This is a genomic window from Pelagibaculum spongiae (genome assembly GCF_003097315.1).
GTDB lineage: Bacteria > Pseudomonadota > Gammaproteobacteria > Enterobacterales > Pelagibaculaceae > Pelagibaculum > Pelagibaculum spongiae.
The window spans coordinates 156,754-176,833 of the sequence record NZ_QDDL01000001.1 but is presented as its reverse complement, the minus strand read 5'-3'; the positions used below and the strand labels follow the sequence as shown (position 1 = coordinate 176,833).

Below are 20,080 nucleotides of genomic sequence, written 5' to 3'. Positions count from 1 at the left end.
GTAAAAATGGGAGCTTTAATAGCTCCCGTTTTTATGATTCATGGTGCTATGCCGACTAATGGTGCTGCAACAGCTTATCGAAATGCCCATTGTGGTTATGATGGTGGTGTAGGTTTTGTGTTAGGTAAAAATGCTGCTGAAGTTTCTGCAATGCTGGCTTTTTGCCAAGGTGGACTTGAGTTGCTACCAAATCATTTGTACCAAACTATACAGCCAGATTACAAATGGTTGAAGTTAGTTGATCGTCATAAAAAAGAACATAGTCTGATTGATGCCTATCCAAGAGAGAAAATATATGACTTTTATAAGACCACGTCTCAGTGGTATTCATTGTTTTCTGATGAGCTGATATCTGTGGGGGTTGAAAAGATCCCTAGAAACATCGAGCTTGTTAAGAAAAATTACATGAGAAGAATAGTTGCTGCAGGTCGATTTTGGAGTGTTTTAGGAGGAAAGTTTCACAATGATACGACAATGTTTTACTCAGAGAATTCCGAAATGCCATCTTATGATGTTTGTATCTGGTTGGAGCGAGGTGGATGTAGTGGTAATTATTCTTCATGGGAAATAATAAGCAATGATAATCATAAATGGTTTTTTGCTGCAGGGAATAAAGAAGTGGTAAATAAAGAAGAAGAAAAGAACTACCAGGCAGTCAAAAAAGCAAGCTTGCGTTCAAGTTATTGGGCTGGTCGCGAAAGTATAACTGGAAAAATACCAGGTATTTCTTTGATTGAATTGTTACCACCGTGGGCTGGTGGTGATGGAACGGTACCTAAAGGATCTGGAGGAGACGCGAGATCTGAAAATGGTTTTTTAATTTCAATAGGTTTGAAGGTTGAAGAAGGTCATCAGACGTTTTTTCTTGATCATCAGGTGTCCAAGGAAATCACATCTCGTATTCAAGAGATTGTGCGGGAGTCTTATAAATCAAAATGTCAGGTGGTGGTATGAGAATAATACTGGCGCTGTTATTTGTTTGTTTTTTACAAGGATGTGCTGGTTCTATGGATGAGCAGATTGATGAAGATTTAGGGTTGGATTTTACTAATGTCTGTTTGGGTCGTTATCAGATGGATCTGATCGATACGATGGAGATGGCTAATGTGATGTATGGCAACGGGGATATCTCTTTTTATTGGAAGGATCTGCATGAAGGTAAAGAGGGCTTGTTTCTTGGTGATGATCGCTACCAGAGGTGGCTTGACTATGTTCATCGTGAAAAAGGTAATGATAGTTACTATCAGGTAAAATCAGTACCAGATACGCAGATTATTGTTGGTGAGTCTTTTTTTTATGATGAGTTCGGTTCGGGTAGTAAGGATAACTTCCTTAATGGCTATTTCTATATGGACTTTCCGGAAATTGGCAAGTCAGTTAATTTAAGTGCGATTGGTGGCGACTACCATGGGGTTTATCCTGCTGCAGATAAAGTTTATAAGAGAAAGTATGAAGATTACCTCAGAGATATATCTGTTCATCCTAAATCGATGCGTTATTTACCATGGCCGCATAACCAGCTAGGGGTCTGCTTAACTCCTGAATTCACATTAAATGTCGCTAAAGCGGGCGGTGAAACTCATTATCGTACAGTGTACTGGAATGGTAAAAATGATCGTTTTCAGATGCTTTCCAAAGTGATGCGAAACAAAGAAGAGTTAAATGAAAACTACGGCATGGCACAAAAGCTACTCGGTCTTTTTGCCAGTAAAAGCCTGGATTTGGCAGGGCGTTCAGGGCGTTTGTTTTTGAGTGATGCTCGCTATGCAAAAGATGGTCTGGAATTCCGCTGGGTGACTACTGATGCAAAGGTTGGCTCAACCGCCAGACCTTATATTGAATTGGAGGGCACCGTGGATATGGCCAATTACCCCAAACTCAAACAGGTTGGCATGGATGCTAGAGATATTATCGTGATTATGCTGAAAACTTTTCGAGTAAGAGAAAATGGTTTGGTCGGAACCAGTTGATTTTTAATTTTTGAAAAGCGACTCGTAAAAATGGGAGCTTTAATAGCTCCCGTTTTTTTTGTTCAGCCAATATTTATTCTTGTGGGCGATATGGCCCTAAAGCGGTTAACTGCTCAAGAGTGAAGCTCTTGGCTTGAGTTGCTCCAGAGCTTTGACTTTCTTCGTCTGCTGCAGGTGCTTCGCCGCCGATGCCGGTTAAGGCGATCATTAATTCCCAATACAGTGACTTACGCTCAAGTTCTGCAGGGTCAGCTGCTTCGAAGTGACTTTGTAGTGGCTGGGTTTCATCAAGCAATATATTAATGAAGTTGCCTAGGTGCATCATTTTTCCGTCACCATTATCGGTGCCGGTGATTTGAGTGTCGGTAAAGTCAAGAATACTGGTGCAATGACTTTCATTGAATGGGCGAAAATATGGAATAAAATAGGCCATGTTTTCGTATTGGTCATAAATATCCATTAGATTTTGTTGGTCTTCACCCCATAGTCGGTGGATTTCTTCGTCACCTGGTTGAAGATTAAAAAACCGCTCATAGGAATAACCAGAATAATTAGCGTCACGGGTAAATTGAGTGTGAGCTAATCGATCTTGTGGCCAAGTGATAGCCAATGCTTGATTTATATTACCGATATTATCGGTTGAAATACCGGGAATATCAGCAGATACGGCATTAAGCATGGTGGTGATATTCCAGCTATCGGCAATTTTCTGATGTAGTTGCCAGCTATTATCACCTAATTGAGCTGGATATAGCGGGCCAGAGTCATTTAGCATAAATCCGATTCTTGGATTGATGTGCTTTCGCAATGACTGGTAATGAGCCAGCGCGCCAACGCCACCGGCGCTGCAACCATAAGTCATCATTCGATCAACTTCAGTGAATTTCTGTTTTAGCCAGCCAATAACTCGTAATGTATTGGTTGCGCCAGCGTGCTTCCACTGTAAATCAGGGTTTTCACCAGTAGGATCTGGGTAGCTGAGCTCTTTATCTCCGGCGAACACATCGCCAGTACAATAAGGAAGAAATACCTTGTTCCACTTGGCTGGCTCGGTTTTATGCCACGGGTGATTTTGCAGCACCATTGGAGATGAAGCGCCCCAGAAACTGCCGCCATTATCCATATCAAGGAAATTCATAAAATTGTCGGTAATGCCGTTGGGGTTAGCTGCGCCACGGATACCATTTTGACCGGTGCAACTTTCGTAATCCCAGCAAGCACCGCCACCCTGAAAGGCGATTAACAAGTCATCGCTCTCGGCATCTAGGTTTACAAAAAATTTGTATTGGCTGCCGTCACCGCAATAAGTGTCGGCTAGTTCAACCCTTTGCCAGTGGCCGGGTTTTACGGATTCTTCGAAAAGAACTTCTACAGGTTGATTGACTAAATCAATGGGTGGAGTGTCGATGTTGCCGTCACCTTGGCTATTTTTCGAATCGCTCTGATCTGACCCTGCGCAGGCCAATAGAGAAAAGCTGAGGCAAATGGCGAGCAAATACTTCATCACAATTCCTTTTGTTGTTTTTATTGTTATTCAACAAAGTTAACCAGTTATCGAAATTGAGGTAATGCAAAATAAGGCCAGATTACAGGTCATTGGCGGCAAACCGTGTGCTTTGGTATCAATATTTTCTCGACAGGGTTGATAGATGATTTTTTTGACTTTTTGGAAGCTGAGTTATTTAAAGCGGTGGGCTATTAAGAGAGAAGAAAACAGCAAGCAAAAAAAAGCGAAGCCTCATGGCTTCGCTTTTAAATTTGGCTCCCCGAACTGGACTCGAACCAGTGACCCAATGATTAACAGTCATTTGCTCTACCAACTGAGCTATCAGGGAATGCTTGGTGCTTTTTAAGGGCACAAAAATATTCTACTTGCTAATCGAAGTGGGTCAAGTGAATTGAATCAATCTGTGACAAGAAATCTGTTGTATTTGATTTGTTGCAGGTTGTATTTTTGTATACAAAACAAGATGTGTATCAAGAGTGCTGGTTCGATTTTTTAGGTGTTAATCGTAGGTCACCTTGAGCGCAGCGAAACGTGACAATAAAAATTGTCGCCATTCGCTTTACTCATGATGACCTACGGAGCTCGCAATTTTTCGCTAGGTTAGGTTTCTTAGGTCAGGAAAGCTAAATTAAACTTCCAGTGCCTTACGAATTCTTGCCAATGCGTCATTTAAAATCGCTTCTGAAGTGGCAAATGACAGGCGCATATGACCCGGTGTGCCAAATGCTGAACCAGGAACCAATGCCACGCCGGCTTCATTTAACAGATACTCTGCTAAATCGAGATCATTCTTAAAGCCTTTCTTTTCCATTGCTTCATGGAAGCTAGGGAAGCTATAGAAAGTGCCGTCAGAAGGGATCGCTTTTACCCCAGGAATTGCATTCAAACCGTCCAGTACCAGCTTGTGGCGAACTTCAAAGGCTTCCAGCATTTCTTTAACGCAATCTTGCGGGCCGTTAAGTGCCGCTTCTGCGCCCCACTGGGCAATTGAGGTTGGGTTAGAAGTGCTTTGTGATTGAATCTTTTTCATAGAAGCAATCAGCGGCTGAGGGCCAGCGCAATAACCAATTCTCCAACCCGTCATTGAATAGGCTTTAGAAACACCGTTCATTACAACGCATTGGTCGTAAAGCCCAGGGCAAGCATTCAAAATGTTGGCGAATGGCTCGTCAGCCCACAAAATATGTTCATACATATCGTCGGTGGCAACCACTACATCTGGGTACTGAAGCAGTACTTCGCCCAAAGCTTTCAGCTCGGCTAATGTATAAGCCTTGCCGCTTGGGTTAGATGGACTGTTGATGACCACCAGCTTAGTTTTTTCAGTGATTGCTGCAGCTAACTGCTCTGGAGTGATTTTAAAAGCCTGTTCAACCGGGGCTTCTACAACAACAGGAACACCATCAGCTAATAGCACGATATCTGGATAAGAAACCCAGTAAGGCGCAGGAATAATCACTTCATCGCCCGGATTAATCAGCGCTTGGGTCAGATTGAAAAAGCTTTGCTTGCCGCCGCAAGAAACCAAAATCTGATTGGCTTGATAATCAAAACCATTGTCACGCTTGAATTTGTCGATGATTGCCTGTTTTAGGCTTGGGGTTCCATCAACCGGGGTGTATTTTGTTTTGCCATCGGCCAGCGCTTTAACGGCGGCTTCTTTGATATGATCTGGCGTGTCAAAATCCGGTTCTCCTGCGCCTAGTCCAATAATGTCCTTGCCAGAAGCGCGAAGCTCAGCGGCACGGGCAGTGACTGCCAGGGTGGGGGATGGCTTGACGTTTTTTACTCGATTGGAAAGCTTCAGGTTCAAAGCGGCATCCTCATACTGCGGGTTAATGGAAACGAAACCGTTCGATCATACGAAGATATGATGCGCTCGGCAAACAAAACAGGTGGTTGTATATCGTGAGCGGTGTATTCAAGCTTCATTCAGATTTTAAGCCTGCAGGTGGTCAGCCTGAAGCAATCAAACAATTATTAGAAGGGCTGGACGATGGTTTGGCTAGTCAGACTTTGCTAGGTGTGACCGGTTCAGGCAAGACCTACACCATCGCGCAAGTCATCGCCCAAACCAATCGGCCGGCCATTGTAATGGCGCCAAATAAAACGCTGGCGGCGCAATTGTATGGCGAGATGAAAGAATTCTTTCCCGAAAATGCGGTTGAGTATTTCGTTTCTTATTACGATTATTATCAGCCAGAAGCCTATGTGCCCGCGTCAGATACTTTTATCGAGAAGGATGCATCGATCAACGAGCACATTGAGCAAATGCGTTTGTCGGCCACCAAAGCGATCATGGAAAGATCCGATACCATTATCGTCGCTTCGGTTTCGGCAATTTATGGTTTGGGTGATCCTAAGTCTTATATGTCGATGATGCTGCATATTTCAGTCGGTGAAAAAATTGATCAACGGAAAATTCTGCGTCGACTGGCCGAGCTGCAATACACTCGAAATGATGTTGAGCTTGGTCGGGCCAATTACCGAGTGCGCGGTGATGTGATTGATATTTTTCCGGCGGAATCGGAAAAAGAAGCGGTTCGAATTGAATTATTTGATGATGAAATTGAACGGCTCAGTTGGTTTGACCCCTTAACCGGCGAATCACTTCGCAAAGTAGGGCGATTAACTATTTATCCGAAAAGTCACTACGTCACACCGCGTGAGCAAGTAATGGCGGCGATTGAAACCATTAAAGCCGAACTGGCCGAGCGATTACCGATTTTAGAAAAAGCCAATAAATTGGTCGAAGCCCAGCGTTTAAATGAGCGGGTGAAGATGGATTTGGAAATGCTGACCGAGTTTGGTCATTGCTCGGGCATCGAAAACTATTCGCGCCATTTAAGTGGTGCAGCGCCGGGCGAGCCGCCATCAACCCTAATTGATTATCTGCCAGATGATGCGTTGATGGTGATTGATGAATCCCATGTCATGATCGGTCAAATCGGTGCCATGTACCGTGGTGACCGCTCGCGTAAAGAAACCCTAGTGGAGTACGGTTTCCGTTTGCCATCGGCGTTAGACAACCGGCCGCTTAAAATTGAAGAGTTTTGGCAGCGCTGCCCGCAAAGTCTTTTTGTTTCGGCAACTCCGGGTAATTACGAGCTGGAAAATGCCGGGCAAACGGTTGAGCAGGTGGTTCGGCCAACCGGCTTGCTCGATCCGCAAGTTGAAGTGCGACCTGCGACCGGTCAGGTAGATGACGTTTTAGGTGAAATTCAATTGCGGATTGAGTGTCAGGAGCGAGTAATCATCACCACGCTGACCAAACGGATGTCAGAAGATTTAACTGAGTTTTTAGCTGAAAGCGGTATTCGGGTGCGTTATTTGCACTCAGATATCGAAACCGTTGAACGAATCGAAATTATCCGTGATCTTCGTTTGGGCGAGTTCGATGTACTGGTTGGAATTAACTTGTTGCGCGAAGGTATCGATATTCCTGAAGTCTCGCTGGTGGCGATATTTGATGCCGACAAAGAAGGCTTTCTTCGTTCAGAGCGTTCGTTGATTCAAACCATTGGCCGGGCGGCGCGTAATCTGCAAGGCAAGTGTATTTTATATGCCGATCGGATGACCGATTCGATGCGCAAAGCGATTAGCGAAACCGATCGCCGCCGCATCGTCCAGCAAGATTATAACGAGGTGCATGGCATTACGCCGCGTAGCATTAAAAAACAAATTACCGATGTGATGCAGCGGGTCGGTGGTGGCAAGGGGCGGAATAAAAACAGTAAAAAACGTTCCGGTGCCGTGGCAGAAACTGCCGCCCAGTACATTGTGCATTCGCCAGCAGAGCTAGATAAGAAAATTGCCCAGACCGAGAAACAAATGCTGGCTCATGCCGCTAATTTGGAGTTTGAGCAGGCGGCAAATATGCGTGACGAATTATCTGAACTCAGGCAGTTACGGCTTGCTCTTTAACGAACAGATCATGGTGGATGCAAAAGAAAGTGCTGGCAAATACGCCAGTTTTGAGTTCGAACAGGCAGCAAATATGCGTAATGAATTAACTGAACTCAGGCAGTTATGACTCGCCCTTTAACCGGTACGTCATGAAGGGTGCAAAAAAAAGTGCTGGCAAATACGCCAGTTTTGAGTTTGAGCAAGCAGTCAATTTATCTAATGAATTAACTGAACTCAGTCAGTTACGATTGGCTCTTTAGTGGGTAAGTCATGAAGGGTGTAAAAGTAAAGTGCTGGCAAGTACGCCAGTTTTGCATTTGAGCAAGCGGTTAATTTATGTAATGAATCATCTGAGCTCAGGTGGTTACGTCATGCTATTTAACGATCAAGTCATGAAGGGTGCAAAAAAGGCGCTGGCAAAGGCTTGCCACGGCGAGGCGGTTTCATTATAGTACGCCTCGCTCCTGACGGAACAGGCATTCTATTGTCGCCTCAGCGAAGCAATCTAGGACTATAGCTCAGTTGGTTAGAGCGCTACCTTGACATGGTAGAGGTCCCCAGTTCGAATCTGGGTAGTCCTACCAAATTTTAAAAGCCCGCTTTCGCAAGAAAGCGGGCTTTTTTTGCTTTGTTTTATTTTTGATGGCTTGAATTCTATTGCTTAGACATTCTCGTAGCTCACCATAACCTGCAAACCATGTCATTCCTTTCCCTTCGTGCAAATACCGCCATCTTTCAAAAGCAAGGTCAGAGTTTTAAAGTAACTTATGTACGTCCCATTCGAATTTTTTTACATGTTGCCGTAACTGTTGAGATAGTTCTTTGTATTGTTGGGATTGCTTTGTTATGCGAGACATGTCATCTCTGATAAATTGTTTAGTTTCATCAGTTAATGCAGAAAACAACTCAAGTAATTTGTGTCCTTTGATTTCATGGCCTGTTTCCAATGCATGTAAATACTTCATCTTTATTTCAAGGCTGAATGCGCCGTTGATGATGTAGGAAGCTATGTATTCAGGGTTTGACCCTCCTTGTGTCGCAGATGGGGTGAAGCAGCGGGTTTTTCCTTTTGAGCAAGCGATGATGGGGAGGTATGGAATCTTGTCCTCAGGCATTCCGGTTAATTTTTCTAGAATTGCCATTGTTCCTTTGTGTAAACGGTTTGCGTGAATTTCCATCGATTCTATATTCATCTTTATGTCTTATTGGCTTTACTTGTATTGGTATTTTATTGAACAATATCTGCCAAGCATAATTTAATGTATTGTTTGTCGTGTTGGTGTTTTATTTTTCTAGCTTTAATTTTAATGCTTTCAAAAAATCATCGCGAGAAGTTGGCTCTAGCCATGGGAAGTGCCCAGACTGTTCTATTTCGTGAGTTTCAATGTCGTCAATATTCTTTCGTAAAAAGGCAAATGTTTCTTTGCAGGGAATCGGGTCGCTATCGCCATGAAATGCAATTACCGGAATTTTGATGGCTTTTAAAATGCCTGGAATTTCTCCAGCATCGATGATGTCCCAAATAGAATTTATACTTTCGAGGAACGTTGTGAAATTCCACTTTGTCGCCGGGATCAACTCCTCTGTTTTTGGGTTTAAGTGATAGAACGGGCTGGTTAGTGCTAGGCGCTGCTGCATTAAAGAATTTCTGTTTTCTACCGTCAGCTCTTTAGTTAATTCTTTGCCAATTAGAGCGAGCTTCTCCTTAGTCGCTCTGTTATATCTGGCGTTTAAGGTATCGCTATGCCAATCACTGATCTGCTGATTAAGCGCTGCAGTTGAAAGCAGTATGATTTTTTCAATCTTCTCTGGATGCTCGGAAGTGGCAAGTAGTGCCAAGTTAGCGCCCCATGAATGACCAATAAGAATAACCTTTTCTTTTTTGGAGTGCTTTGAAATTAAATTGGCTAAGTCGGTAATATGGCTCGCCATGGTTACTTTTTGGTTGGCGGGTGATTCAAAGGTGCCTCGCTGGGCATAATCAATAATTTTGTATTGATTCTCGAGTAGCTCATCCAAAGACTTCATATAACCAAAAAGAGAAGGGCCGCCGTGGATCAAGATGATGGTTTTATTTCCAGAGCCGTATTCATTTGCCAGCATGCATTGTCCTTTGTTGAGTGAGTGGTGGTGTGCTAGCTGCAAGCATCTTCTTAATGCGTGCTCGTTGACTGGTTGCTTACGCTACGATAGCATTAAATTAATCGCCGATAAAAATAAAAGTAAATTTTGCAAGGTTTTCGCGTGGAGCGCAGACAGCTTGCCTGCATTTGAATGTAAAGCACTTATCTTTCAATGGATTGTGCTTTCAGCACTTTGCAGGCTGCCCGCCTGCGCTCCCAGTAGAGATACTGGCTGAGAGTGTCATTTACAAGCTTTCAGTCCGTAACACGAATTCTCCGAATATCTCGTCTTACCCAAGTAAGGTTATTCCAAATTTCCAGGTATTGTAAAAATGAAAAATAATAATATTTCAATATTGAATTCAACCGGGCGCTTCAGTCGTGAGGTACGCGACAGCATTGCTTTAGTTGCTCAGCAGTCGCTGGCTTTGATTGGTGAGCACTTTGACTTAAGTGATGTAGATATTACTTTTAGCCCCTTTTATTCAGATCCCGCGCCTTCAGGTATTGGCGGTTATGCGCTTTCACCCTTTAGATTAGAAATTCTAATTGATTGCAATAGAGAAGATATCGTCGAAGCAATAAATAAAGAACTCCGCTCGGTGCTGGCCCATGAAGTTCATCATTGCATGAGAATGGCTGTAGTTGGTTCTGAAAATTCGTTGGCTGATAACATTATTACCGAAGGCTTGGCCTGTTATTTTGAAAGGAATTTTAACGGCGGTGTAGTGTCTTCGCTTTTCAATGATATGAGTGAATTGAACTGGCAAGATATTTATCGAAAAATGAAGCCGGAAATAAACAGTGAATCTTTTAACTTCAATCTTTATTTTTTAGGTGCAGATGTCGCGCAGTATGCAAAATATGCTGGCTACTGGGTTGGGTACAACTTGGTTAAGCGTTTAGCTGAAGAAAGAGGGTTGGACGATTCAGAACTTATGAAATTGCCGGTTGAGGATTTCTTGCTCTAGTTTTTCTGCGTGCTCAGATAAAAAAAGAGTATGCCGAACAAGCCGATTTGATGGTCAATCAGCTTGTTCGGCATAAAAGTAATAGTCAGATTACTTTGGTTTCAGGTGTGACTGGCTCTTGAGAGGGTTTAGTTGCAATCTGAATTTTGTTGATGCATTTTTGAAAGGCTGGCAGGAAGTTTTTTGAAAGATCAAGCGACGTTTGCTTTGTAATGTGATTCCAGTCCCACATGATGTACTCGCCATTTTTATCTGTGACATCAATAGAAGTGTTATTTCCATACATGACATTCAAAGGGTCCCAGGTGCAAGTGTTAGAATGCTTTTTATTTAATTCGTTATAAACCATATCTTGGCGACGCCTCGTGTGTCGGTCTTGCAAGGCGGACACGTTGCAAACGCTAGAGCCTAAGTATTCAACCTGTAACTTACATGAAGGGCTTGTTGCAATTGTTGCCATGAGTGGTGTGTCTCGAAGTAAAAGCGAGACGCCTCCAGCGTTGGTGATCTTATTTTGAAATTCAAGATAATGCCTTTTAAAGGCGAGTGATTTTTTGTTTTCTTTTACAATCTCTTGTAGTGGTATGTGTTTGTCTCTTGAATTGTTTAGTCGTCCACGGTGGAAAGCTAAAGCTACTACGTCTCCAGGTTTGATATTTTCAACTATGTACTGCATTGATTTTGATTTTTCATTTCTGTTGATTATACCATCAATAGAGCCGTCATTTATAAATCTGACTTGATATGAAGTCTTTGCCAGCGCTTTGTTAGCCATAAAATAAAACTGCGCGGCATGAGAATCGCCTATTAGATAAAATGCTTTCGGCTTGTCGTTGTTTCTAGTCGGCTCTAAGCACTCTTTTACTGGATCTTTCTTTTGGCTGAGGTCAAGTTCTCCGTGGCAATCTACATCATCGCCCCAAGGTATTACTGGTTCAATTTCGTATAAATCAGCAATTATGTTGTTGTAATTTTTTGAAAATCTTGGGGCGTATGAAGATATTGAAAGAGCTGCGAGTACCATTAAAGTAACATAGAGTGACAGTTGCTTTTTTAAGCTGAAACTATATTTGATGTTCCGGAGAGGGCGTTCAACTAAATAATATGAGCTGATTGAAAAGAATAGGATTAGTACGATGATCGCTGGAGCGGTCTTTCCTTGTAGCCCAAGGGTGTGCTTTCCAAGGACCAAGATTGGCCAATGCCAGATATACAATGAATACGATAGGAGGCCTACCCAAACCATTGGGCTGCATGATAATAGTTTGCTAACAATAGTCTTTGAGTGGCAGTCGCTTAAAATAATTAAAGCGGATGTTATGACAATCAGGGGTGTAGTGAATGCTTGATATTCTTCTGGAAAATAAAGGCATGCCGTCAGGCCAAATAATGCGACCCAGCTGGTCAAAGGGTTCTCGAAAATCCGCATGCCTTTGTTTTTATTGATATAGGTATAATAGGCTAGGCAACCTACCCCCAGCTCCCATAACCTGAAAGGCAATAGGTAAAAGCTAGCGCTTTTGTCTGTTATTTGGGTTATTTCATAGCCTACAAATGACGCTACCATTAAGATTAAAAGCAAGGTTGTTCGATAGCGGCTTAATTTTTTTCTTGTGCCTAGAACTAATCCTGAAAAAATAAGCAGCGCTGGGTAAATTAAATAAAACTGCTCTTCTACGCCTAGTGACCACATATGGGTGAAAGGGTTGAGGCTGCTGTCTAAAGAAAAATAATCACTTGATTTCCAGTATAAGTAATTGTTAGTCATGCCAATAATAGACATGGCTGCAGTTTTAAAAATCAGTTTTTCAGGTCTTGTTACGAAGATGGCAATGGCTGCACAGGTGACGAGAGTGCAGACCACCAAAGCAGGGAAGATGCGTTTGAATCTTTTAAGATAAAAATCAACTAAAAAACTTTTAGTATTATTCCAGCGGGTGTTGTTTAAGTAGTTTGTAATTACAAACCCAGATATTACAAAGAATACATCTACTCCTAGGTACCCGCCTGGCAATAGGCCTTCATTAAAATGGAAAATGATAACTGCCATAACAGCAATTGCCCTTAATCCATCAATATGCGGGAAATAAATTTTATTGTGCAAAAGATCCTCTGTATCGTTATGGTAAGTAGTACAATGGGAGGGTCGCTTTCCCTTCAAAAAAAGGGGGGTGCAGAAAATATCGTGCCAAATATTTTCAATAGCGTGGTGTGTTAAAAAATAGCGTGGTGTGTTAAAAATTGAATCTATCATTTGCTGTAGATTGTAATCAGGCGGAAATCTATTTTCCAGCACTAAAGATCTCCAGTGTGAAAAAAAAGGGAGCGGTTTTTTTCATATTGACGATTTAGTCGTTCAATAGTGGAGGGGGATAGTTAAAATCGATTGTCTGTAGCTAATGCTTCATAAATTATTGATTTATTTAATGTAAATACATTCACTTGTACGCGTGTTGTGTTTGACGCGATTGGTCGTCAAGCTTAGATACATTGAAAATATTTATTGGTAATCTTGAATAGATGGTTGTTCTTTCAAGTTAATTTGTCTTTTGTGTCATAGGTGTGTGTGACTTACTATCGATGCCGTTTTTGATGTGGTAGCAAGGTCGAGTTGGCAGCGGTTGTTTCAGAGTGTTTGCGGTAGTTGTTATCTTGACGGTTCGTATGGTTCTGTTGTGGTTGGTCATACCGCCAATGATTACAAAGATTGCAGTTAATAGATGAAGCGAAAATGCAGCTTATCGAGTTGTATTGTCAGGTTACTACAACCCCAAGGCGGTTAATTACGCTAGTTTTGTAGTTGTTTGGGCTCCGTAGCTAACAAAACCGTTCGGTTTTTCGATTATTTGCATTTATTTAGGCCCAGCGGGCAAAACAATCACTCAGTTGGATTGCGCTTTAGACCGCATTTTATATAGAATCCCCTCCCTTGTGTTTTATTTGAAAGTCTCACCTTAGTTAAGGATCAAGCAAGTATGCCTGTAGTTACTCTTCCTGACGGTAGTCAGCGCAGTTTTGACGGGCCGGTAAGTGTGATGGATGTTGCCATGGACATAGGTCCAGGTTTGGCAAAAGCCACAATTGCTGGTGAAGTAAATGGTGTTTTAGTCGACGCATGTCACACCATTACCACCGATACTACGCTGAGATTAATTACCGCCAAGGATCAGGAAGGTGTTGAGATCATTCGCCATTCCTGTGCTCACCTGATTGGTCATGCAATAAGGCAGATCAAGCCGGGCACCAAAATGGCTATCGGGCCAGTGATTGCTGATGGCTTCTATTACGACGTAGAAGTACCAGAATCTTTCACTCAGGACGATATGGCTGCGTTGGAAAAGCGTATGGCCGAGTTGATTAGTAAAGGCTATGACGTCGTTAAAAAAATGACGCCAAGAGCTGAGGCGAGAAAGATTTTTGATGATCGTGGTGAAACCTTCAAGGTTCGCCTGATCGATGATTTAGATGAATCTATCACTGAGATGGGTCTCTATTATCACGAAGAATATGTCGATATGTGTCGTGGCCCGCATGTGCCAAACACCCGTCACTTAAAGCACTTCAAATTGATGAAATTGGCTGGCGCTTACTGGCGCGGCGATGCTGAAAATGAAGTGTTAACCCGTATTTACGGTACTGCCTGGGCAGATAAAAAGCAGTTGAAAGCTTATATCTTGCGTTTGGAAGAAGCGGAAAAACGCGATCACCGTCGTATCGGCAAACAGTTGGATTTATTCCACTGGCAAGAAGAAGCGCCTGGAATGGTGTTCTGGCACGCAAAAGGCTGGAGTATTTACCAATCTTTAGAAAGTTACATGCGCGGCAAATTAGCTGAGTATGACTACGAAGAAGTGCGTGCCCCGATGATTCTTGATGTCGGTATGTGGGAAAAATCAGGTCATTGGGATAAGTACCAAGACAACATTTTTGCTACAGAATCTGAAAAACGTACCTACGCAGTAAAACCTATGAACTGCCCAGGTCATTTGCAGATTTTCAATCAAGGTTTGAAATCTTACCGTGATTTGCCATATCGTATGGCGGAATTTGGTATTGTTCACCGTAATGAACCTTCTGGTTCTTTGCATGGCCTGATGCGCGTTCGCTCATTTACCCAAGATGACGCGCACGTCTTCTGTACTGAAGACCAGATCCTGCAAGAAGTATCTAACTGCATCAATATGGTGTATGACGTTTACCGTGATTTCGGTTTCTCCGAAAACATTGAAGTAAAACTGTCTACTCGCCCTGAAAAGCGTATTGGTTCAGACGAAGTTTGGGATAAGTCAGAGAAGGCACTGGCTGAGTCTTTAGAAGCCAATAATGTGAGCTATGAGATTCAGGCAGGTGAAGGCGCTTTCTACGGCCCTAAAATTGAATTTACCTTGTTCGATTGTTTAAATCGTGCATGGCAGATGGGCACCATCCAGCTGGACTTCTCAATGCCAGGTCGTTTGGGTGCTTCATATATAGATGAAAATAATGAACGTCAGACGCCCGTTATGATCCACCGAGCTATTTTAGGTTCGCTGGAACGTTTCATTGGTGTTTTGATTGAACACTACGCTGGAAAGCTGCCAGTTTGGTTGGCTCCAGTACAAGTTGTTATCGCGAATATTACCGACCGTTCAGCCGAAGCAGTGACTTCAGTCGCCCAAACCTTGAAAAAACAAGGTTTCAGGGTCGAAACAGACTTGAGAAACGAGAAGATCGGCTTTAAAATCCGCGAGCACACATTGCAGCGAGTCCCTTACATAGTTGTAATCGGAGATCGCGAAGCTGAATCTGGCGAAGTTGCAGTCCGTACCAGAGAAGGTAAGGATTTTGGAACCATGAGCCTTGACGCTTTCGCTCAATTGCTGCGAGATAGCAATGCCCAACTTGGGCGCAAACAGGAGGATTGATCCATTAGCGTGCAGAAGAAGGCTCGTCTTAACGAGCAAGTAAAGGTGCCAACCATTCGTTTGATTGGCCCTAACGGCGATCAGATTGGCATAGTAGAAACTCGAGAAGCATTAAAAGCTGCTCGTGATGCGGGATTAGATCTTGTTGAGATCTCTCCTAATGCTGAGCCGCCAGTCTGCCGGATCATGGATTATGGCAAGTTCCAGTTTGAAGCTAAGAAGCTTAAGAGCGAACAGCGCAAGAAGCAAAAGCAGGTTCAGCTGAAAGAAATCAAATTCCGTCCTGGTACGGATGAAGGGGATTATCAGGTAAAACTACGTAACCTGATACGTTTCCTTGATGAAGGGGACAAAGCGAAAATCACTATTCGCTTCCGTGGCCGCGAGATGGCTCACCAGAATTTAGGCATGCAATTGCTTAACCGGGTTGAGAAAGATCTCGAAGAGTATGGAACCGTTGAACAACGGCCCAAACTTGAAGGTCGCCAGATGGTGATGGTGCTCGGTTCTAAGAAAATGAAGAAGTAACGGTTTCGACTGTTGCATTGTTAAATACGTAGTAGAGGTTAGTATGCCAAAACAAAAAACCCATAGCGGTGCCGCCAAGCGTTTCAAAAAAACAGCTTCTGGTGGTTACAAGCACAAGCAGTCGCATTTGCGTCACATCCTGACTAAAAAGAGCTCCAAGCGTAAGCGCCAGTTAGGCGATCTCGCGATGATTAAGAGCTGCGATAATCGCAGCATTAATCGTATGTTGCCTTTTGTATAAGCCGGGGAAGTAGAAGATGCCTAGAGTAAAACGTGGTGTGACTGCCCATGCGCGTCACAAAAAAGTATTGGCGCAAGCCAAAGGTTACTACGGAGCACGTTCACGTGTTTATCGCGTAGCTGTTCAAGCGGTAACTAAGGCAGGCCAGTACGCCTACCGTGACCGTCGTCAAAAGAAGCGCGTTTTCCGTGCTTTGTGGATCACCCGTATTAACGCAGCTTCGCGTCAATGTGGTTTGAGCTACAGCCGTATGATCAATGGCCTCAAGAAAGCTGATATTGCTATCGACCGTAAGGTTCTGGCTGATATCGCTGTTCATGATAAGGCTGCTTTTGCTGCTATTGCTGAGCAAGCGAAGGCCTCTCTGGCCTAATTTGTTCGCATAGTGCAAATTAAGTCTTGCCTGGCGTTGATCTGATTCGTTTTTTTCGTCTTTTGAACAGTGTCAGGTGAAGTAGGGGAAGGGCTTAGGCTCTTCCCTTATTTGTTTGGAGAAAACCATGCAACAACTACAAGCCATCCTTAAGGCTTCGCTTGAAGCGGCCGAGTCCTCACAAAGCATTGTCGAGCTGGAACAAGTACGTGTTCAGTATCTTGGCAAAAAGGGTGAGTTGACTGGGCTACTGAAAAGCCTTTCTGGTCTGTCAAAGGAAGAAAAGCCCAAGGCTGGGGCGGAAATCAACAAAGCCAAGCAGCAACTGCAAGCTCAGCTGCAAGTTCGTAAGGAGCTGTTGCAGCAGGTAGAGCTAGATGCACGTCTTGAAAAAGAGCGTCTGGACGTTACCTTGCCAGGTCGTCACGTAGAAAACGGTGGTTTACACCCGATTACACGTACCCTGGAGCGAATCGAAGATTTCTTTGCCAAGGTTGGTTTTGGCATTGCTGAAGGTCCGGAAATCGAAGATGACTATCACAACTTCGAAGCGCTGAATATTCCGGCGCACCATCCGGCACGTGCTATGCACGACACCTTCTATTTTGATGCGTCAACTGTATTGCGTACCCATACTTCTCCGGTTCAGATCCGGGTAATGGAGCAACAGTCAGCGCCGTTGAAAGTAATTGCACCAGGTCGCGTTTATCGTTGCGACTCAGATTTGACCCACACACCGATGTTCCACCAGGTAGAAGGCCTGGTTGTCGATCGCAAGACCAGCTTTGCCGAGCTTAAAGGTCTGTTGGGCGAATTTATGAATGTTTTCTTTGAGAAGGAATTGGAAGTTCGTTTCCGTCCTTCTTATTTCCCGTTTACCGAGCCTTCAGCTGAAGTTGATGTTCAGTGCGTAAGCTGCGCCGGTGAAGGGTGTCGGATCTGTAGCAAGACCGGTTGGTTGGAAGTGCTGGGCTGCGGCATGGTGCATCCTAAAGTTCTGACTGCTGCGGGCATCGATCCGGAACAATACAGCGGCTTTGCATTCGGTATGGGTGTTGAGCGATTGGCGATGCTGAGATACGGCGTTAATGACCTACGAACGTTCTTTGAAAACGATTTACGTTTTCTTGAGCAGTTCAAAGGCGGTCAGTAACCCAATTCAGGAAGACAGAAATGAAACTGAGTGAAAAATGGCTTCGTCAGCTGGTTAATCCTGAAGTAGATACTGATCAGCTGATCTCGCAATTAACCATGGCCGGTTTGGAAGTCGACGCAGTAGAGCCTGCTGCAGCTGACTTTTCTGGTGTTGTGGTGGCAGAAATTATTTCTGCTGAGCCTCACCCTGAAGCTGATAAGTTACAAATTTGTCAGGTGAATGCCGGTGATGAAACGGTGCAAATCGTTTGTGGTGCGCCCAATGCGCGTGCTGGCTTAAAGGCGCCATTAGCCAAAATTGGTGCGGTATTACCGGGCGATTTCAAAATCAAAAAAGCCAAGCTGCGGAAGGTTGAGTCCTTTGGCATGCTGTGTGGTGCAGACGAGCTGGGCTTATCTGATGACCGCGATGGTTTATTTGAATTGTCTGCTGATGCGCCGGTTGGTGCTGATTTGCGTGGCTACCTTGAACTGGATGACCAGTGCATCGAGGTCGATTTAACGCCAAATCGTGGTGATTGTTTAAGTGTTGCTGGTATTGCTCGCGAAGTCGGTGTTTTAAACCGTGCGCCAGTTGAGTATCAGGACATTGAAGAAATTTCGCCTGAAATTGATGATCAGCTGTCGATTGAATTGTTGGCACCTGAAGCTTGCCCGCGTTATTGCGGCCGCATCATCAAAGGCATCAAGATTGATGCAACGACTCCGGTTTGGATGCAAGAACGGCTTCGTCGTTCCGGCGTTCGTTCTATTTCGGTAGTTGTCGATGTCACTAATTATGTGATGTTGGAGTTAGGTCAGCCAATGCACGGCTTTGATCTAGCTCAGATTGAAGGCGGTATTCGGGTTCGAATGCCAAAAGTTGGTGAAAAACTGACTTTACTGGATGGTAAAGAGCTGGAATTAAAGCAAAATACCCTGATTATTGCTGACCACGCCAAGCCTTTGGCTTTGGGTGGCATTATGGGTGGTGAACATTCGGGTGTGGCAGACACTACTCAGGATATTTTCCTAGAAAGTGCCTTCTTTGCCCCGATTGCGATTGCTGGTAAAGCACGTGGTTATGGTTTGCATACCGATGCATCTCATCGTTATGAGCGTGGTGTTGATTTTGAATTGCCAAAACTGGCAATTGAGCGTGCAACCCAGTTGATAATTGAGATTGCAGGTGGTCAACCTGGTCCAGTGACTGAAGCAGTAGCTGAAGCGCATTTGCCGACGCGTGAGTCGGTTAAATTCCGAGCAGCACGTTGTTGTCAGCTGCTAGGCGCTGAGATTCCTGTCGATGAGATGGAAGAGATTCTTGAGCGTTTGGGCATGTATGTTGACTATCAAGGCGAAGATGTTTGGCAGGTAACGCCTCCAGGCTATCGCTTCGATATCGCAATTGAAGCCGATTTAATTGAAGAAGTTGGGCGAATTTACGGTTACGACCGTTTGCCTGTCTGCTCATTAAAAGGCGATATGACGCTTCAGTTAAATCTTGAAAAACAAGTACCTTTGCGTGCGATTCGTCGTCGCATGGTCGGCTTGGGTTATCAAGAAGCAGTGACCTATAGCTTTGTTTCTCCAGAGATTCAGAGCAAAATGGATCCTGAATTAGAGCCGGTGGCGTTGGCTAATCCGATTTCTGCTGATATGGCGGTGATGCGGACTACCTTGATGGCAGGTTTGGTGCAGGCAATGCAGCATAACTTGAATCGTCAGCAGTCGCGGGTTCGCTTGTTTGAAACTGGCCTTTCGTTCCGTAAGGAACAAAATGGCGAGTTAATGCAGCGCCCTATGTTGGCAGGTATTATTTGTGGTCCTCGTAAGCCTATGGGCTGGAGTAACGATAAGTCTTTAGTGGACTTTTTCGATATGAAGGGCGATCTGCAAGCATTACTAGAAATGTCTGGTCATGCGGAAGATTTCACCTTTGCGACTGCAAGTCATCCTGCGCTTCATCCGGGGCAGACTGCACGTATTATGTTGGACGATCAGCCGGTTGGATGGCTCGGTGCTATCCATCCGCGACTGGCTAGTGAACTGGATCTCCCGTTGGGCGTGTTTGTGTTCGAAATCGAGCTAGAAGCACTGCAAAATGGCCGCGTTCCGGGGTTCACCCCAGTTTCGAAATTCCCGGAAATTCGCCGGGATCTGGCGCTAATTGTTCCAGATACACTGCCTGCGCAATCAATTATTAATTGTGTGCAGAAAAATGCCGGATCTCTTTTAAAAGAGGTTCGAATGTTTGATATCTACCAAGGCCAAGGTGTTGCTGAAGGTTCATTGAGTATTGCAATTACTCTAGTGATCCAACATCAGGACCGTACTTTGGAAGATGACGAGGTTAATCAGTTAGTAGATACCGTGATCGGTAAGCTAACTGAGGATTGTAAAGCTTCTTTGAGGGATTAATT

General features: G+C 44.0%; 15 protein-coding genes and 2 tRNA genes. 11 read left to right on the top strand and 6 right to left on the bottom strand.

Translation table 11 applies throughout. From position 1 onward, the window contains the following. The first annotated feature begins 6 nt into the window (after window positions 1-6). Together DC094_RS00790 and DC094_RS00785 are read left to right on the top strand one after the other, a co-directional pair. The gene (locus DC094_RS00790; protein WP_116685197.1) at window positions 7-954 is read left to right on the top strand and encodes a hypothetical protein; all 948 of its coding nucleotides are present in this window, start codon (window positions 7-9) and stop codon (window positions 952-954) included. Further along, complete coding sequence (locus DC094_RS00785; RefSeq protein WP_116685196.1) at window positions 951-1,970, top strand: hypothetical protein; 1,020 nt, start codon at window positions 951-953, stop codon at window positions 1,968-1,970. The genes DC094_RS00790 and DC094_RS00785 overlap by 4 nt, the downstream gene beginning before the upstream one ends. A gap of 73 nt (window positions 1,971-2,043) precedes the next feature. Here DC094_RS00785 and DC094_RS00780 read toward each other — a convergent pair whose 3' ends face one another. The 3 genes from DC094_RS00780 to DC094_RS00770 form a co-directional block, all read right to left on the bottom strand. Beyond that, window positions 2,044-3,474, bottom strand: coding sequence for a pectin acetylesterase-family hydrolase (locus DC094_RS00780; RefSeq protein ID WP_116685195.1), 1,431 nt, complete (start codon window positions 3,472-3,474; stop codon window positions 2,044-2,046). Window positions 3,475-3,729: 255 nt separating this feature from the next. Further along, window positions 3,730-3,805, bottom strand: a tRNA-Asn gene (locus tag DC094_RS00775). Between the two features lie 300 nt (window positions 3,806-4,105). Beyond that, a complete protein-coding gene (locus DC094_RS00770; protein WP_116685194.1) occupies window positions 4,106-5,290 on the bottom strand; it encodes a pyridoxal phosphate-dependent aminotransferase in 1,185 nt (394 codons plus the stop codon). A gap of 95 nt (window positions 5,291-5,385) precedes the next feature. Here DC094_RS00770 and uvrB point away from each other — a divergent pair, with 95 nt between their 5' ends. Both uvrB and DC094_RS00760 read left to right on the top strand, forming a co-directional pair. Beyond that, on the top strand, window positions 5,386-7,401 hold the full coding sequence (gene uvrB, locus DC094_RS00765) for an excinuclease ABC subunit UvrB (protein ID WP_116685193.1): 2,016 nt from the start codon (window positions 5,386-5,388) through the stop codon (window positions 7,399-7,401). A 489-nt stretch (window positions 7,402-7,890) separates the two neighbouring features. Continuing rightward, a tRNA-Val gene (locus DC094_RS00760) sits at window positions 7,891-7,967 on the top strand. A 171-nt stretch (window positions 7,968-8,138) separates the two neighbouring features. Here DC094_RS00760 and DC094_RS00755 read toward each other — a convergent pair. Together DC094_RS00755 and DC094_RS00750 are read right to left on the bottom strand one after the other, a co-directional pair. Beyond that, window positions 8,139-8,576 (bottom strand): hypothetical protein, encoded by a 438-nt coding sequence (locus DC094_RS00755; protein ID WP_116685192.1) that lies wholly within the window; start codon window positions 8,574-8,576, stop codon window positions 8,139-8,141. A 91-nt stretch (window positions 8,577-8,667) separates the two neighbouring features. Beyond that, window positions 8,668-9,486 (bottom strand): alpha/beta fold hydrolase, encoded by an 819-nt coding sequence (locus DC094_RS00750; RefSeq protein ID WP_116685191.1) that lies wholly within the window; start codon window positions 9,484-9,486, stop codon window positions 8,668-8,670. Between the two features lie 352 nt (window positions 9,487-9,838). On the opposite strand from DC094_RS00750, the gene DC094_RS00745 reads away from it, so the two are divergent. After that, the gene (locus DC094_RS00745; protein WP_116685190.1) at window positions 9,839-10,477 is read left to right on the top strand and encodes a DUF2268 domain-containing putative Zn-dependent protease; all 639 of its coding nucleotides are present in this window, start codon (window positions 9,839-9,841) and stop codon (window positions 10,475-10,477) included. Window positions 10,478-10,562: 85 nt separating this feature from the next. Here the strand turns inward: DC094_RS00745 and DC094_RS00740 are convergent, their stop codons facing one another. Further along, window positions 10,563-12,773 (bottom strand): acyltransferase family protein, encoded by a 2,211-nt coding sequence (locus tag DC094_RS00740; protein WP_116685189.1) that lies wholly within the window; start codon window positions 12,771-12,773, stop codon window positions 10,563-10,565. Window positions 12,774-13,452: 679 nt separating this feature from the next. Between DC094_RS00740 and thrS the strand changes: the two genes are divergently transcribed. From thrS to pheT, 6 genes are all read left to right on the top strand, one after another. Beyond that, window positions 13,453-15,381, top strand: a complete 1,929-nt coding sequence (thrS, locus tag DC094_RS00735) for a threonine--tRNA ligase (RefSeq protein WP_116685188.1) — start codon at window positions 13,453-13,455, stop codon at window positions 15,379-15,381. Window positions 15,382-15,390: 9 nt separating this feature from the next. Continuing rightward, window positions 15,391-15,909, top strand: coding sequence for a translation initiation factor IF-3 (infC, locus tag DC094_RS00730; protein ID WP_422615573.1), 519 nt, complete (start codon window positions 15,391-15,393; stop codon window positions 15,907-15,909). A 43-nt stretch (window positions 15,910-15,952) separates the two neighbouring features. Then, window positions 15,953-16,150, top strand: coding sequence for a 50S ribosomal protein L35 (rpmI, locus tag DC094_RS00725; protein ID WP_116685186.1), 198 nt, complete (start codon window positions 15,953-15,955; stop codon window positions 16,148-16,150). Window positions 16,151-16,166: 16 nt separating this feature from the next. Next, window positions 16,167-16,523: a 50S ribosomal protein L20 gene (gene rplT, locus DC094_RS00720; RefSeq protein ID WP_116685185.1), complete on the top strand. Its 357-nt coding sequence runs from the start codon at window positions 16,167-16,169 to the stop codon at window positions 16,521-16,523. 127 nt (window positions 16,524-16,650) lie between these two features. After that, window positions 16,651-17,676: a phenylalanine--tRNA ligase subunit alpha gene (gene pheS / locus DC094_RS00715; protein WP_116685184.1), complete on the top strand. Its 1,026-nt coding sequence runs from the start codon at window positions 16,651-16,653 to the stop codon at window positions 17,674-17,676. Between the two features lie 20 nt (window positions 17,677-17,696). Further along, complete coding sequence (pheT, locus tag DC094_RS00710; RefSeq protein ID WP_116685183.1) at window positions 17,697-20,078, top strand: phenylalanine--tRNA ligase subunit beta; 2,382 nt, start codon at window positions 17,697-17,699, stop codon at window positions 20,076-20,078. The last annotated feature ends 2 nt before the right edge of the window (window positions 20,079-20,080 follow it).